The following is a 15,347-nucleotide window of genomic DNA, read 5'->3' as shown; positions in this document are numbered from 1 at the left end:
CTTTCCACTGGTCCAGTGGACGCCTGTTTCGGCGGGAGCGCATCGGGGCCTGTCGAGATATGGAGCGGTCTTGGCCTTTCCATGGAAAAAGGCCCGGTGCGCGGCTTGCGCTTTAACTTTTCACGATAGTCCTTTGCCCTCCGCGGAGCCCGTCCGTGCCGCGTTCTTTGCCGCGACGACGGCATCGAACACGTCGCGTTTGGGCAGGCCCGCCTCGGCGGCGACCGCCGCGATCGCCTCCTTGCGCCGCTCCCCCGCCTCCTCGCGCACCTGCACCCTGCGCACCAGTTCCGCCGGGTCCAGATCCTGCGGTCCGGCGTCGGGGGCGCCTTCCACCACGACGGTGATCTCTCCCCGCACCCCTTCGGCCGCCCATGCGGCGAGCGTCTTCAGCGGGCCGCGCTTCACTTCCTCGTACGTCTTGGTCAGCTCGCGGCACACGGCGGCCCTGCGCTCGGCGCCGAAGACCTCGGCCATCGCGGCGAGCGTGTCGTCGAGGCGGTGCGGCGCCTCGAAGAACACCATCGTGCGCTTCTCCGCCGCCACCTCCCGCAGCTTGCCGAGGCGCTCGCCCGCCTTGCGCGGCAGGAAGCCCTCGAAGCAGAAGCGGTCGACGGGCAGGCCGGACAGGGCCAGGGCGGTCAGTACGGCCGACGGGCCCGGCACGGCCGTGACCCTGATGTCCTTCTCGACGGCCGCGGCGACCAGCCGGTAGCCGGGGTCGGAGACCGACGGCATGCCCGCGTCGGTGACCAGCAGGACCCGCTTGCCGTCTTCCAGCGCCTCGACGAGTTCGGGCGTACGGGCGGACTCGTTGCCCTCGAAGTACGACACGACACGCCCCGTCGTCTGCACGCCGAGCGCCTGCGTCAGGCGGCGCAGCCGGCGGGTGTCCTCGGCGGCCACGACGTCGGCCGTCGCCAGTTCGGCGGCGAGGCGGGGCGGCGCGTCGGCCACGTCGCCGATGGGAGTCCCCGCGAGGACGAGCGTTCCGGTCGTTCCAGTCGTTCCAGTCACAGGGACCATCCTCCCAGGGCGCACGGACGACGCGCACAGATGTGTTCCCTACGATGGCGCGGTGACCAGTACCGCGTCAGAAGCCCAGCAGGGCCGGGCCCCCGGGGAACAGCCGCCTCCGTGGCAGCGGCGGCTGCGCCGATTCGGCTACGTGCCCGCGCCCGGCCGCCACATCGGGCTGCGGATGCGGCTCGTGCCGCCGTACAGCAGGCCCGGCGCCCAGGTCTGGCGGGTGCTCGGGGTGCCGCCCGTACTCGCGGGGCACCTGGTGCGGTGGGCCGCGTGGGGCGGGCCGCTGCTGGTCGCGCTCGTCGCCGGGCTGCTGCGGTTCTGGCACCTGGGCAGCCCCAAGGCGGTGATATTCGACGAGACGTACTACGCCAAGGACGCCTGGGCGCTCATCCACCAGGGGTACGAGGGCCAGTGGCCCAAGGACGTCGACAAGAAGATCCTCGCCGATCCGTCGGCGGTCCCGGTCCCGGTCGATCCCGGTTACGTGGTGCATCCGCCGGTCGGCAAGTGGGTCATCGGGATGGGCGAGCAGCTCTTCGGGTTCACGCCCTTCGGCTGGCGCTTCATGGTGTGCGTACTGGGCACGCTGTCGGTCCTGATGCTCTGCCGGATCGGACGCCGGCTCTTCCGCTCGACGTTCCTGGGGTGTCTGGCGGGCGCGCTGCTCGCGGTCGACGGCCTGCACTTCGTGATGAGCCGCACGGCGCTGCTCGACCAGGTGCTGATGTTCTTCGTGCTGGCCGCGTTCGGCTGTCTGCTGATCGACCGCGACTGGTCCCGGCGCCGGCTCGCGGCGGCGCTGCCGTACGACGCCGAGGAGGACGTGCTGCGCCCGGACGCCGGTGTCGCGGAGGGGCTGCGGTTCGGGTGGCGGCCGTGGCGGATCGCGGCCGGTGTGTGCCTGGGCCTGGCGTTCGGCACCAAGTGGAACGGCCTGTACATCCTGGCGGCGTTCGGCCTGATGACGGTGGTGTGGGACGTGGGCGCGCGGCGGACGGCGGGCGCGTTCCGTCCGTACGCGGCGGTCCTGAGGCGGGACGTGGTGCCCGCCTTCGCGGCGACGGTCGTGGTCACCTTCGCGACGTACCTCGTCTCCTGGGCGGGCTGGATCGTCACCAAGGGCGGCTACTACCGGGACTGGGCCCAGGGCGACGGCAGGGGCGGCAACTGGACCTGGCTGCCCGACTGGCTGCGCAGCCTGTGGCACTACGAGACCGAGGTCTACAACTTCCACATCGGCCTGACCTCGGGTCACACCTACCAGTCGAACCCCTGGAGCTGGATCGTCCTGGGCCGCCCCGTCTCGTACTTCTACGAGTCGCCGAAGCCCGGCGAGCGGGGCTGCCCGGAGACCGCGACCGGCGACTGCGCCCAGGAGGTGCTGGCGCTCGGCACCCCGCTGCTGTGGTGGGCGGCGTGCTTCGCGGTGCTGTACGTGCTGTGGCGGTGGGCGTTCCGGCGCGACTGGCGCGCGGGGGCGATCGCGTGCGGCGTCGCGGCGGGCTGGGTGCCCTGGTTCTTCTACCAGGAGCGCACGATCTTCCTCTTCTACGCCGTCGTCTTCGTGCCGTTCCTGTGCCTGGCGGTGGCGATGATGATCGGCGCGATGCTGGGGCCACCGGGTTCGGACGAGCGGCGGCGCACGGTGGGGGCGGTCGGCGCGGGCGTGCTCGTGCTCCTCATCATCTGGAACTTCATCTACTTCTGGCCCATCTACACCGGCCGGACCATCCCGACAGAGGAGTGGCGCAACCGGATGTGGCTCGACACCTGGGTCTGAGCCGGGTCCGGGCCGGGCCCGAATCCAGGTCTGGGTACAGGCGTTCCCGGGCCGTCCGGCCGTTCGTCCCGGTCCGGTAACGGTCACCCCCGGTGTCACTGGCGTCCCGTACAGTGCGGTACAGCACTTCTTGAACATGTTCAGTTCAGCCGGGGACTCCTGGGGAGGGGGACTGCACAGCATGCGCAGTGGAACGAAGGTCGCCATAGTCGGCGGGGTGTTCCTGGTCGCGGCCGGGGGCGTGGGCTACGGCGCCTACTCCGTGGTGAGCGGCGGGACCGGCGACGGTACGGACCTCACGTCCGCCTCGGCGCCGAAGAGGACCGGGCCGCCGGGCGCGGACGAGGTCGAGCGGACCACGCAGGACTTCCTCGCCGCCTGGGCGAAGGGCGACGCCCGCGCGGCCGGTGAGCTGACCGACAACGCCGCCGCCGCGCGGCCCGCGCTGTCCGCCTACCGCGACGAGGCGCACATCAGCGAGGTGAAGCTGACGCCGGGCACGGCGGCCGGGGCGACGGTGCCGTTCACCGCCGACGCCACGGTGACGTACAAGGGGAAGAGCAAGAGCTTCTCGTACGCGTCGGAGCTGACCGTCGTACGCGGGCAGACCTCGGGCAAGGCCCTGGTCGACTGGGAGCCGTCCGTCCTCCACCCCGACCTGAAGGACGGCGAGACGCTGAGGGCGGGCGAGTCCTCGGCCCCGCCCGTCCGGGCGGTCGACCGCAACGGCACCGAGCTGACGAAGGAGAAGTACCCGTCGCTCGGTCCGGTCCTGGACGCGCTGCGCGCGAAGTACGGCGAGCAGGCGGGCGGTACGCCGGGCGTCGAGCTGACCGTCGGGAGCCCGGGCGGCGAGGCACCCGCCCGGACCGTGCTCACCCTCGCCAAGGGCAAGCCCGGCGAGCTCCCCACGACGCTGGACGCGGACGTGCAGGCGGCGGCCGAGACGGCGGTGAAGCAGCACAGCGAGGCGTCGGTCGCGGCGGTCAAGCCCAGCACGGGCGAGATCCTGGCGATCGCCAACAACCGCGCCGACGGCTACAACGCGGCGGCCCTCGGCAAGCAGGCGCCCGGTTCCACGATGAAGATCGTGACGGCGGCGATGCTGCTGGAGAAGGGCCTGACCGGGGCGGACCGCAGGGCGGAGTGCCCGCGGACCGTGCTGTACCAGGGCCGGAGCTTCCACAACCTGGACAACTTCGAGATCCCCGACGGCACTTTCGCCACCAGCTTCGCCCGCTCCTGCAACACCGCCTTCATCAAGCTGATCGACGACACCAAGGACGACGCGGCGCTGCCCAGGACCGCGCGTGAGGTCTTCGGCCTCGGCCTCGACAACTGGCAGACCGGGATCACCACCGCCGACGGCACGGTGCCCGAGGTCACCGGCGGCGAGGCGGCGGCGCAGTACATCGGCCAGGGCGCGATCGAGATGAACGCCCTCAACATGGCGTCGGTCACCGCCACCGCCAGGGCCGGCACGTTCAAGCAGCCGGTCATCGTGCCGCAGTCGCTCGACGGCCGGCAGCTGGCGACCGCGACCCGCTCCCTGTCGCCCTCCGTGCACAGCCAGCTGCTCGGCATGATGCGGCAGACGGCGACGGCGTCCTGGGGCACGGGCACGGAGGCGATGGCCTCGGTCGGCGGCGACAAGGGCGCCAAGACCGGTTCGGCGGAGGTCGACGGGCAGGGCAAGTCCAACAGCTGGTTCGCCGGCTTCAGCGACGACGTGGCGGCGGCGGCGTCCGTCGAATCGGGCGGCCACGGCGGCGACGCGGCGGGCCCGCTGGTGGCGGCCGTGCTGCGGGCGGGCTGACGGAGGGCCGCGGGACCGGCTCGCACGGCCGGTACGACCACCGTCGGGGCGCGGGCGGTGAGCACGCCGGCGAGAACCGGGCCCACCCCGGTTCGCCGAAGCCCCGCGCGCCCGGCATCCCGACGGGCGGTTCGCCGCGGGTCGGCGTGGAGCCCGTACGGCGCGGACCGGGCGCGGAGAAGGCCGGGCGGGCGGCGCGCCGGTGGACGTGCGCGAGCGGGCCGGACGACACCTGTCGTCACGGCGGGCCTGCTGCGCCCGGCGTCGGCCTGCTGCTCCCCACCGGACGGCCTCCGGGGTCCCGGCCGGTCACACGACGGACCGCACCGCCCTGACCAGGGCCTGCGCGCGCGGGTCGGAGGTAACTCCCTTCTGGTGGCCGTTGGTCACGTATCCGAAGGCGATCCCGGACTCCGGATCGGCGAAACCGAGCGAGCCGCCCCGCCCCGGGTGGCCGAACGAGCCGGGCGCGAGGAGCGGCGCGCCGGAGCCGTGCAGCATGAAGCCCAGTCCGAAGCGGGTGTTGACGATCAGGACCCGGTCCGGGCCGGACGATTCCTCGGTGCGCGCGAGCGTGAGCGTCGCCGGGGCGAACAGACGGTGCCCGTCGACCGGCCCGATCATCGCGGCATAGCACCGCGCCAGCGCCCGCGCGGTGGATATCCCGCCCGCGCCGGGGAGTTCGGCGGCCCGGAACGCCGGGTCGTTCAGGTCCGCGTCCGGGTCGATCGCGTCGAACGCGCGCCGGGTGAGCGACGCGGGGTCCGCGTACGCCTCGGTCACGCTCCGCTTGGGCCGCATCCGCAGCGCCCCGCCGTCCAGGGGCGGCGCCTCGACCGGCCCGACCCGGCCCACCCGGTGCGCCTCGTCCGCCGGCAGCCCGATCCAGAAGTCGAGCCCCAGCGGGCGGGCGATCTCCTCGGCGATCCACCGCCCGACGGTCCGCCCCGTCACCCGCTTCACGAGCTCGCCGATCAGCCAGCTGTACGTCTGCGCGTGGTAGCCGTGATCGGTTCCGGGCTCCCAGGCGGGCGCCTGGGCGGCGACGGCGCGCGGCCCGGAGACACCGTCGATCGCCTCGGCGGGCGTCAGCGGGCGGTCGAGCGCGGGTATGCCCGCCCGGTGGGACAGTAGATGCCGGACGAGGACCCGTTCCTTGCCGTTGGCCTTGAACTCCGGCCAGTACGTGCCGACCGGCGCGTCCAGGTCGATCTGCCCGCGCTGGTGCAGCAGCAGCGGCACGGCGGCGGCCACGCCCTTGGTCGCGGACCGTACGACCTGGGCGGTGTCCACGGCCCACGGTTCGGTGCCGTCCACGTCGCGCGTCCCCGCCCACAGGTCGACGACCTTGCGGCCGTCCCGGTAGACGGCGACGGCGGCTCCTCGCTCGCCCCGTTGCCCGAAGTTGCGCACGAACGCGTCCCTGACCGGTTCGAATCCGGCCGCCACCGTGCCCCGTGCATCCACTGCTGCGCTCGCGCTCATGTCCCCCATGGTGCAACGGCCCTGCTGGGCGGGGTGGCGGGGGGTCTCGGTGCCGCCGTGCGGGGCCTGTCCCCTAGGCCTCCACCCGCACCGACCCCGGGTCGAACCCGAACGGCAGCTCCAGCCGGTGCGCCCGCACCACCGCGTCGTCCGACAGCGGCTCCTGCGTCCGCCCGTCCGCCACGATCACGCCCCCGCTGAGGATCACCGAGCGCGGGCACAGCTCAAGGGCGTACGGCAGGTCGTGCGTGACCATCAGCACCGTGGTGTCCAGCCCCCCGCACGGCATGGTGCCCGTGTACCCCCTGCCGACCCTGGCCAGGTGCACGCGTTCGCCCCTCTCGTACGAGCGGATGAAGAGCGCGCCCGCCGTCTTGCCCAGGACGCCCCAGTGCCGCACGCCCCGCGCCTCGAGCCCGCGCGAGCGCCGCGCGGCCGACATCCTTCGCATCTCGTCCGTGATCACATCGCCGTAGCGGATCATGAACGACGCGATCTGGACCAGCATCGGCGGAGCCTCAGCCGCTGCAGTCCGAGCACCAGGGAGCGCAGCTCCATGGGGGAGGCGAGCAGCACGGAGGCGGCGACGCCGAGCGTCCCCTCGGCGAGGGCATTCCAGGCGCCCCACAGGCCCGGGACGCTCAGCGGTATGCCGAGCACCTCCACCCGCTCCCCCTCGGCCACGAAGGGCAGCAGGACGGCGAAGGCGACGAAGGGCACTTCGACGAGGAGCCGCTTGAGCAGGTGGCCGGCCGGGACGCGGGCGGCGTACGCGACCGCGCCGAGCAGCACGGCGTACCCGCCGAACGCCCACATCGCCTCGCGCGGCGTGGACACGACGACGAGCACGAAGCAGAGGACGGCGACGAGCTTGCAGTGCGGCGGCAGGGCGTGCACGGCGGTGTGCCCGTGCCGGTAGAGCTTGTGGGCGTGGCCCGCTCCCATGTCAGGCGGTTTCCTTTTCCCTGTACGCGCCGCCGTGGCCCCGACCGCCGGCTGCCGCTGTCCGCGCCGGCGCCGCACCGTCCAGAAGACGCCGCTGCCGACGGCGACGGTCGCGCCGACACCGACGACGCCCGCGAGGCCGCCGGAGAGACGGCCGTCGCCGATGCTCTCGACGGTGTGGTCGGCGAGCGGGGAACCGGCGGCGGCGTGCTCCTCGACGTTCTTGTCGATGCCCTGGTCTGCGGCGATCTTCTCCAGGCCGTCCGGGCCGGCGGAGGCGTAGAACGACACGAACCCGGCGAGGACGAACGCGGCGACGAGACCGGCGAGCGGGGCCGCCCGCTCCTCCCCGAGTTCGCGGCGCGCTCCTCGCAGGCTGACGGCGACAGCGGCCACGGCTGCGACGCCCGCCACAGCCGAAACAGGTGTGCTGATGAATCCGTCGGGGACACGCATGGGGAGGCTCCGCTTCATGCGGGGTGGTTGACCGTTCGACGGCAGCGCCCTCCTGCGAAGAGGTCGCAAGAGCAAACGGGTCACAGGTGGAGCCTGGCCGCACCGCGGAATATGGGATATTAAGGACAAAAGCCGCGAATTCGAGGAGTAGCCCGATGCACCCAGCAATCGAGGGCCACGCACGGGCCTGCCTCATCACCGACGGTCCCCAGCGTCACGCCGTCCCCGTCGCCCTGCGCTACGACCCGGGGAAGAACCCGCGCGCGGTGCGCCTGGTCTTCCCGCCGGACGTCTCGCCCGACGGAGCCGCGAACGAGTGGGTCTTCGACCGCGCCCTCCTGGAGGCGGGTCTGAACCGTCCGGCCGAAACCGAGAACGGCGACGTCCGGGTCTGGCCGTGCGGCCGGGTGCAGGCCGTGATGGAACTGCGTTCGCCGCAGGGCATGGCGGTGATCCAGTTCGACAGGGCGCCGCTGCGCCGCTTCCTGGAACGTACGCACGTTGTCGAGGAGCCCGCTCCCGCGACCCCCGAAGCCGCCCGCTGAGAAACGGTGAGGCCCCCGGTCTTCCGACCGGGGGCCTCACCGCCGCACCGGGTCCCGTCCCCACGAGCCGGTGCGCGACCGGGGCGCCCTCCGCTCAAGAGGCGGCCCCGGAGCTTCTCAGCGCCTAGGCACGCACCAGCTCACGCTCGTCCCGGGGGGTGTCGTCGCCCAGCTCCTTGCGCAGCTGCTCGCCCTCGACGTCCACGTTCGGCAGCGCCTTGTCGAGCCAGCGCGGCAGCCACCACGCCTTCTCGCCGAGCAGCGCCAGCACGGCGGGCACGATGGCCATCCGTACGACGAAGGCATCGAAGAAGACGGCGATCGCCAGCCCGAAGCCGATCATCTTGACCATCGACTCGCTCGACCCGATGAACCCGGCGAAGACGGCCATCATGATCACGGCCGCGGCGGTGACGACCCGCGCGCCGTGCTGGAAGCCGGTGATGACCGCCTGTCCCGGCCGCTCCCCGTGGACGTACGCCTCCCGCATGCGCGTGACGAGGAAGACCTCGTAGTCCATGGCGAGACCGAAGACGACACCCACCATGAAGATCGGCATCATCGACATCACGGGGCCGGTCTGCTCGACACCCATCACATCCGCCAGCCAGCCCCACTGGAAGACCGCGACCACCGCGCCGAGCGCCGCCACCACGGACAGCAGGAACCCGAGCGCCGCCTTGAGCGGGACGAGGACCGAGCGGAACACCAGCATCAGCAGCAGGAACGCGAGGCCGACGACGAGCGCGAGGTACGGCAGCAGCGCGTCGTTCATCTTCTGCGAGAAGTCGATGTTCATGGCCGTGGAGCCGGTCACCAGGACCTCGGCGCCGGTGTCGGACGTGATGCCCGGGCCCGCGTCGCGGATCGAGTGCACCAGTTCCTCGGTCGCCTCGGAGCTGGGCCGGTCCTTCGGGACGACGGTGACGACCGACGTGTCGCCGGCCTTGTTCAGCTGCCCGGGCACGGTGGCGGCGACGCCGTCCATGTCCTTCACGATGCCGGTGACCCGGTCCACCGCGTCCTTGGGCCGCTCGGCCCCCTCGACGTCGACCACGACCATCAGCGGCCCGTTGAAGCCGGGGCCGAACCCGTCCGAGAGGAGGTCGTACGCCTTGCGCTGAGTGGTGCTGACCGGCTGCGAACCGTCGTCGGGCAGCCCCATCTCCAGCGAGGCGGCGGGCACGGCGACCACGCCGAGCCCGACCACGGCGGTGATCAGGACGGCGATCGGCCGCCGCAGTACGAAACGGGCCCAGCGCGTACCCATGTTGGGCTTGTCCGTCCCGGCGGCCCGCTCCTGGCGCTTGCGCGCCTTGCGCCCGAAGACCTTCCTGCCCGCGAACCCGAGCAGTGCGGGGACCAGCGTGAGCGCGACGAGAACGGCGATCACGACCGTGCCGGCCGCGGCGAAGCCCATCTTCGTCAGCATCGGGATGTTGACGACGGCGAGTCCCACGAGCGCGATCACGACGGTCAGCCCGGCGAACACGACGGCGGACCCGGCGGTTCCGACGGCCCGCCCGGCCGCGTCCTCCGGCTCACGCCCCTCGGCCAGCTCGGCCCGGTAGCGGGAGACGATGAACAGCGCGTAGTCGATGCCGACCGCGAGCCCGATCATCATCGCGAGCGTCGACGTCGTCGAGCCGAGATCGAGGACGTTCGCGAGCGCGGCGATCGTGGAGACCCCGATGCCCACGCCGATGAGCGCGGTGAGCAGCGGCAGCCCGGCGGCCACCAGCGACCCGAAGGTGACGACGAGGACGATCGCGGCGACCGCGACGCCGATGATCTCGCCCGAGCCGGTCTCGGGCACGGCCTGGAGCGCGTCGCCGCCGATCTCGACGGTCAGCCCGGTCGCCCGCGCCTCGTCGCCCGCCTCGACCAGCGCCTCCCTGGTCCCCTCGGTCAGTTCCATGCCGCTGACCTTGTACGAGACCTGGGTGTACGCCGTCGTACCGTCACGGCTCACGGCCTTGCCCGCGTACGGGTCGACGACCGAGGCGATCTGCTCGGCACCGGCACCGGACTTGAGCCCCTGGACGACCTTCTCCACCTCGCTCCGGTGTCCGGCGTCGGTCATCCGCTCCCCTTCGGGAGCCTTGAACACCACGCGGGCGGTGGCACCGTCCGCGGAGGCGCCGGGGAAGCGCTGGTCGAGCAGGTCGAATGCCTTCTGGGCCTCGGTCCCCGGTATGGAGAAGGAGCTGGAGGTGGCAGTGGACGCGGAGACGGCGCCGACGCCGGCGAGCACCAGCAGCGCGATCCAGGCGAGGGCGACGAAGGGGCGGCGGCGGAAGGCGAACCGGCCCAGTGTGTAGAGGAATGTGGCCACGAGGGCGTACTCCCGGTCAGGTCGTTGGGACGAGCAGGGCAGGGGGAACCAGCCCGACGACAAGAGCGGTGCGCGTCAGGTGGAGCGTTTCTCCGGGGGCGGACGCCGGGGTGGGGACCCCGCGGCGCCGCCGGGGTACTGCGGCCGTCAGGCGACACCCAGCGCGGGCAGCACCACGGCATCGACGTAGTCGGCGAGGAAGGCCCGGTCGGGCGACCGGTCCTCGATGAGCTCCCGGGCGACGAAGGCGCCCAGGAGCATGTGCGGGACGTACCGCAGGGCGGGCGTCCCGGCGGGGATCTCACCCCGGTCCACGGCCCGCCGCAGCAAGCCGTCGAGCCCGGTGAGCTCGGGGGCGAAGAGCAGCTCCCGAAGTGCCTGGTGGAGGTCGGGGTTCTGGTGCACGGCCTGGGCGAGACCCCGCATCAGCGCGGAGTCCTTCTCCAGCTGGCAGTCGTCGGAGCGCCGCACCAGGGCATGGAAGTCCCCGCGCAGCGTGCCGGTGTCGACGTCGGCGGTACTGACCGGCTTGCAGTGGCGCAACGCCCTGGCGACCAGCTCCGGCTTGCTCCCCCACTGTCGGTAGAGGGTGGCCTTGCTGGACCGGGTGCGGGACGCGACGGCATCCATGGTCAGGGCGTCGTAGCCGACTTCACGGAGCAGGTCGAGCACGGCTCCGTACAGCTCACCCTCACGCTCGGCCGTGAGCCGTGTGCGCGCCATCCCCCACCCCTCTCCTGAACGAAACGGTTTCGTACACCTCAAAGGTACGCCCGCACTCATCGAAACGAAACCGTTTCGGTGGTGTTCCGCGCCACAAGTTGCCGCGCCCCCTCCGGGCGGAAAGCATTGGGGGGTGAGCGACGAACCCGGGTCCGTCGGCCCGCAAGAGACCACAGCCCCCGAGCCCCTGGGCACCACGGGCATCTCTCCGGCCGCTCCCGCGCGGGACGCGCCGACCGCCACCTCGCCCGCCGCGGCGGCTGCGGAGGGGGACGTGCCGGGACGCGCCCCGCAGGGCGTCGAACGCGACGAGTCCGAAGAGAAACCCGTATCCGGACGTCCGGCGCCCGAGGAGAAGCCCCGGGGCGACGGCGCCCCCGCCGACGGCACCCACCCGTACCTGCGCTTCCCGCACCTGCACGGCGACCTCCTCTGCTTCGCGGCGGAGGACGACCTCTGGCTGGCCCCGGTCGCGCCCCCCGGAAAGCAGCCGGACCGGGCCTGGCGCCTCACCGTCGACCGCACCAAGGTCTCCCACCCCCGCTTCTCCCCCGACGGCCGCCACATCGCGTTCACGACCTGGCGCAGCCTCGACCCCGAGGTCCACCTCCTGCCCGTGGACGGCGGCCGGCCCGCCCGCAGGCTCAGCTACTGGGGCTCGCTCGACACCCGCGTCTGCGGCTGGACACCCGAGACACCCGACAACCCCCCGCACATCCTGGCCGTCGCCTCCCACGGCCAGCCCTTCTCCCACTACTCGTGGGCCTACACCCTCCCCACCGACGGCAGCCCAGGCGCCCAGCTGCCCTGGGGCCCGGTCTCCGACATCGCGGTCGCGGACATCGACGGCGAGCGCCGTACGCTCCTGCTCACCGGCAAGCCTCCGCACGAGCCCGCCGCGTGGAAGCGCTACCGGGGCGGCGCGACCGGCCGCCTGTGGCTGCACGGCGAGCGGCTGCTCCCCGACATCGGCGGCCATCTCAACTGCCCCATGTTCGTGAACGGACGCGTCGCGTTCCTCTCCGACCACGAGGGCGTGGGCAACCTCTACTCCTGCGCGTACGACGGCACCGACCTGCGCCGCCACACCGACCACGACGCGTTCTACGCACGGAACGCCTCCAGCGACGGCACCCGCGTCGTCTACCAGTGCGCGGGCGACCTGTGGCTGGTGGACGACCTGTCCCCCGGCGCGACACCGCGCCGCCTGGACGTCCGTCTCGGCGGCCCCCGCGCCGGCCGGCGCCCCCACCACGTCCCGGCCGCCAGCAACATCGACGGCCTGTCCGTCGACACGACCGGCCGCGCCAGCGCCGTCGTCGTCCGCGGCAGCCTGTACTGGCTCACCCACCGCGACGGCCCGGCCCGCACCATCACGGACACCCCGGGCGTGCGGGCCCGCCTGCCCGAGATGCTCGGCGGCGGAGGCAAGGTCGCGTACGTCACGGACGCCGAGGGCGAGGACGCGATCGAGATCGCGTACCTGCCGCGCGCCAGCGGCGACCGCGCGCCGCGCCGCCTCGCGTCCGGCAGGCTCGGACGCGTACACGAACTGGTGTCGGACCCGGAGGGCGAGCGCATCGCGATCGCCTCGCACGACGGCCGGCTCCTGCTGGTCGACACCATGGAGACCGCGGAGGACGCGGGGACCGCGGAGACCCCGAAGGACGCGGACGGCGAGGTCACCGAACTGACCCGCTCCCTCAACGGCCCGGTCCGCGACCTCGCCTTCTCCCCCGACGGGGCCTGGCTGACCTGGTCGCACCCCGGTATCGGCCGCTCCCTGCGCCAGATCAAGATCGCGAAGATCGAGACCCGGCAGATCGTCGACGTCACCGACGGCCGCTTCGAGGACGAGAACCCGGTCTTCACGAGCGACGGCCGCTACCTCGCCTTCCTCTCCTGGCGCGGCTTCGACCCGGTGTACGACGTCCACACCGGAGACCTCTCCTTCCCCCTGGGCTGCCGCCCCTACCTGGCCCCGCTCTCCTCCGCGACGCCGTCCCCCTTCGCGATGTCCGCGGAGGGCCGTCCGGCGGCCGGCGGGCTGGACCTGGCGGACGGCGGGGGGAGCGGGAGCACCGACGGCACGACGGTCCTGGTGGAGGTCGAGGGCCTGCCGAACCGGGTGACGCCCTTCCCCGTGTCCGCGTCCAAGTACTCCGGGCTGCACGCGGTCTCCGGCGGCGGCCTGGTGTGGCTGCGCTGGCCGATCTCCGGAGCGCTCGGCGAGACGTTCGCCAACCCGGCCGACATGTCGGGCCGCCCCGCCCTCGAACACTTCAACCTCACCAAGGCGCGCAGGACCGAGCTCGTGAACGACCTCGACTGGTTCGCGGTGAGCGGCGACGGATCGCGCCTGGTGGTCATGGACGAGGGCGAACTGCGCGCCGTCCCCGCCACCGAGACCGGCGACAGCGACTCGACGGTCTACCTGGACATGCGCCGCATCATGCACCAGGTCGACCCGGTGGCGCAGTGGCGGCAGGCGTACGCGGAAGCGGGCCGCATCGTCCGGGCGTACTTCTGGGAACCGGGCATGTGCGGCATCGACTGGGACGCGGTCCTCGACCAGTACCGCCCCCTGCTGGAACGGGTCGCCACCCCCGACGAGTTCGCGGACCTGCTCCGCGAGGTCCTGGGCGAGCTGGGCACCTCGCACGCGTACGTCGCCGCCGCGCGCCGCAACGAGGGGCCGCCGCACTACCAGCGCGCGATGGGGCTGCTCGGCGCCAACTTCGTGTGCCGGGACGGCAAGTGGCTGGTCCGGCGGATCCTTCCCGGCGAGTCGTCCGACTCCAAGGCGCGCTCGCCCCTGGCCGGTACGGGCATCCGGGAGGGCGCGGTCCTCACCCACGTGGACGGCCGGCCGGTGGATCCCGTGTCGGGTCCGTACCCCCTCCTCGCGGCGGCCGGGGGGACGACGGTCGAGCTGACGTTCCAGCCGGCGGAGGGGGAGGGGGCGGCCCGCAGGGTCGCGATCGTCCCCCTGGTCGACGAGCGCCCCCTCCGCTACCAGGACTGGGTGGCCAAACGCCGGGAGGTGGTGCGGAGGTTGAGCGGCGGGAAGTGCGGCTACCTGCACATCCCCGACATGGGCGGCTCCGGCTGGGCCCAGTTCAACCGCGACCTGCGCAGGGAGGTGTCCCTGCCCGCGCTGATCGTCGACGTACGGGGCAACGCGGGCGGGAACATCAGCGAACTGGTGGTGGAGAAGCTCACCCGCACCATCGTCGGCTGGGACCTGACGCGCGACGCGGAGCCGGTCTCGTACGCCTCCAACGCGCCCCGGGGCCCGGTGGTCGCTCTGGCCGACGAGGCGACGTCCTCGGACGGTGACATGATCACGGCGGCGTTCAAACTGCTGGGCCTGGGGCCGGTGGTGGGCCAGCGCACCTGGGGCGGGGTGGTGGGCATGACCGGCCGCCACACGCTGGGCGACGGCACGGTGATCACGGTGCCGATGAACGCGGCGTGGTTCGACGCGTACGGGTGGTCGGTGGAGAACCACGGCGTGGAGCCGGACATCGAAACCCTGCGCACCCCCCTCGACTGGGCGGAGGGCCGCTACGCCCAACTGGACGACGCGGTCCGGGTGGCGCTGGACCTGCTGGCGGCGCGGCCGGCGTCGGCCCCTCCGACGTACTCGAACGTCCCCGACAGGACCCGCCCTCCCCTCCCGCCGCGCGCGACTCCGTGACGGGCGCGCGACTCCGCGGCGGGGCGGGGCCAGGAGACACCCTCCTGGCCCCGCCCCGCCGGTCTGCCCCCCCTGGCCCCGTCGGCCGGCACCGCCCGCCGGGCCGCACCCACCGCGCCGCCACGCCGCCCCGCCACGCGAGAGGGCGCACCCGGTGGGACCGGGTGCGCCCTTCGTACGGCGGGGCGGAGCGACGGGGTGCGCCGCGTCAGCCGCCGCCCGCGTCAGGACCGGAGCCGCTCCTGGCCCTCGTCCCGCTCATCGAGCATCTCCCGGTCCATGTCCCGGTCCGTCTCCCGGTCCATGTCCCGGTCCCGGTCCATGTCCCGGTCCCTGACCATGTCCCGGTCCAGGTCCCGGCCCATGACCTGGCTCCGGTCCTCCCGGGCCCGCCGGACATGCTCCGACGCCTCGCCCTTCGTGCCGCGCGAACCCTGCTTGGCCTGCTTGGCCTGCTCGGCGAGTTCCTGCGCCTTGTCCTTGAACTGGTCTGCGATGCCCATGAAGTTCACTCCTAGAGGGGTGCGAGGGGA

General features: G+C 72.9%; 10 protein-coding genes and 1 pseudogene. 4 read left to right on the top strand and 7 right to left on the bottom strand.

Going from position 1 to position 15,347, the window contains the following annotated elements:
• Nucleotides 1-120: 120 nt before the first annotated feature.
• Nucleotides 121-1,017, bottom strand: coding sequence for a 16S rRNA (cytidine(1402)-2'-O)-methyltransferase (gene rsmI / locus BN1555_RS18850; RefSeq protein ID WP_255306087.1), 897 nt, complete (start codon nt 1,015-1,017; stop codon nt 121-123).
• Nucleotides 1,018-1,078: 61 nt separating this feature from the next.
• On the opposite strand from rsmI, the gene BN1555_RS18845 reads away from it, so the two are divergent.
• Both BN1555_RS18845 and BN1555_RS18840 read left to right on the top strand, forming a co-directional pair.
• Nucleotides 1,079-2,809, top strand: coding sequence for a dolichyl-phosphate-mannose--protein mannosyltransferase (locus tag BN1555_RS18845; protein WP_093800474.1), 1,731 nt, complete (start codon nt 1,079-1,081; stop codon nt 2,807-2,809).
• Nucleotides 2,810-2,990: 181 nt separating this feature from the next.
• Complete coding sequence (locus BN1555_RS18840) at nt 2,991-4,625, top strand: penicillin-binding transpeptidase domain-containing protein (protein ID WP_093800473.1); 1,635 nt, start codon at nt 2,991-2,993, stop codon at nt 4,623-4,625.
• 309 nt (nt 4,626-4,934) lie between these two features.
• Here the strand turns inward: BN1555_RS18840 and BN1555_RS18835 are convergent, their stop codons facing one another.
• The 3 genes and pseudogenes from BN1555_RS18835 to BN1555_RS18825 all read right to left on the bottom strand — a co-directional run.
• Nucleotides 4,935-6,092 (bottom strand): serine hydrolase domain-containing protein, encoded by a 1,158-nt coding sequence (locus tag BN1555_RS18835; RefSeq protein ID WP_093800472.1) that lies wholly within the window; start codon nt 6,090-6,092, stop codon nt 4,935-4,937.
• Between the two features lie 91 nt (nt 6,093-6,183).
• Nucleotides 6,184-6,594 carry a CbiQ family ECF transporter T component gene (locus BN1555_RS40445; protein ID WP_255306437.1) on the bottom strand — a complete coding sequence of 137 codons (411 nt, stop codon included), beginning with the start codon at nt 6,592-6,594 and terminating at the stop codon, nt 6,184-6,186.
• Nucleotides 6,595-7,115: 521 nt separating this feature from the next.
• Nucleotides 7,116-7,511 (bottom strand): annotated as a pseudogene (locus BN1555_RS18825) (PDGLE domain-containing protein); the annotation flags it as partial.
• Nucleotides 7,512-7,666: 155 nt separating this feature from the next.
• Between BN1555_RS18825 and BN1555_RS18820 the strand changes: the two are divergent.
• Nucleotides 7,667-8,056 (top strand): SsgA family sporulation/cell division regulator, encoded by a 390-nt coding sequence (locus tag BN1555_RS18820; protein WP_093800471.1) that lies wholly within the window; start codon nt 7,667-7,669, stop codon nt 8,054-8,056.
• A gap of 124 nt (nt 8,057-8,180) precedes the next feature.
• On the opposite strand, the gene BN1555_RS18815 is transcribed toward BN1555_RS18820, so the two are convergent.
• Together BN1555_RS18815 and BN1555_RS18810 are read right to left on the bottom strand one after the other, a co-directional pair.
• Complete coding sequence (locus BN1555_RS18815; RefSeq protein WP_093800470.1) at nt 8,181-10,391, bottom strand: MMPL family transporter; 2,211 nt, start codon at nt 10,389-10,391, stop codon at nt 8,181-8,183.
• 147 nt (nt 10,392-10,538) lie between these two features.
• Nucleotides 10,539-11,114: a TetR/AcrR family transcriptional regulator gene (locus BN1555_RS18810; RefSeq protein ID WP_093800469.1), complete on the bottom strand. Its 576-nt coding sequence runs from the start codon at nt 11,112-11,114 to the stop codon at nt 10,539-10,541.
• Between the two features lie 400 nt (nt 11,115-11,514).
• On the opposite strand from BN1555_RS18810, the gene BN1555_RS18805 reads away from it, so the two are divergent.
• On the top strand, nt 11,515-14,814 hold the full coding sequence (locus tag BN1555_RS18805; protein ID WP_093803487.1) for a S41 family peptidase: 3,300 nt from the start codon (nt 11,515-11,517) through the stop codon (nt 14,812-14,814).
• Nucleotides 14,815-15,038: 224 nt separating this feature from the next.
• Here BN1555_RS18805 and BN1555_RS39065 read toward each other — a convergent pair whose 3' ends face one another.
• A complete protein-coding gene (locus BN1555_RS39065) occupies nt 15,039-15,317 on the bottom strand; it encodes a hypothetical protein (RefSeq protein WP_176710077.1) in 279 nt (92 codons plus the stop codon).
• Nucleotides 15,318-15,347 lie beyond the last annotated feature (30 nt).

It is taken from the genome of Streptomyces sp. Wb2n-11 (assembly GCF_001049855.1).
GTDB classification, from domain to species: domain Bacteria; phylum Actinomycetota; class Actinomycetes; order Streptomycetales; family Streptomycetaceae; genus Streptomyces; species Streptomyces altiplanensis.
This window is presented reverse-complemented; position numbering and strand designations above follow the sequence as displayed.